The sequence below is a fragment of the Xanthomonas cissicola genome, assembly GCF_008801575.1.
In the GTDB taxonomy this organism is placed as follows: Bacteria; Pseudomonadota; Gammaproteobacteria; order Xanthomonadales; family Xanthomonadaceae; genus Xanthomonas; species Xanthomonas cissicola.
Window position 1 is genome coordinate 1 of record NZ_VZPL01000244.1, and the last position, 469, is coordinate 469.

Consider the following 469-nt stretch of genomic DNA (forward strand, 5'->3'; position numbering starts at 1 on the left):
CGCTGGATCGCCTTTTTGCGTGCCTGGTTGCAGGTGGTGCGGGAGCGTTCCTCAACGTGCTCAAGCACTATGCGGCTCGCAAACATGGCAATGGAGGTTTGACAGGGGTTTTTCAGGGACGACTAAAAAGGCCGCCGCGTACTTTGCCAAGGGGTAAGGGCAAAGTACGCGTTCATGCAAGACCATTGCAGGGAATTCAGGGTGTGCGCGATGTGCCGGGTATTGCGCGTCAACCGGGCGGGTTATTCCGCCTGGTTACGCTCGCCTGACAGTGAGCGCGCCAAGGATGATGAGCGCTTGTTGGGACTGATCAAGCACCACTGGCTGGCTAGCGGCAGCGTGTATGGGCATCGCAAGATTGCCAAGGATCTACGCGATCTGGGTGAGCGTTGCAGTCGCCATCGGGTGCATCGATTGATGCGCACCGAGGGACTGCGTGCCCAGGTGGGCTATGGCCGCAAGCCGCGCT

1 pseudogene is annotated in these 469 nt (G+C 59.7%); it reads left to right on the top strand.

Annotated elements, in window-relative coordinates:
- Positions 1-126 precede the first annotated feature (126 nt).
- Positions 127-469, top strand: a pseudogene (locus F7R02_RS25880) (IS3 family transposase); the annotation flags it as partial.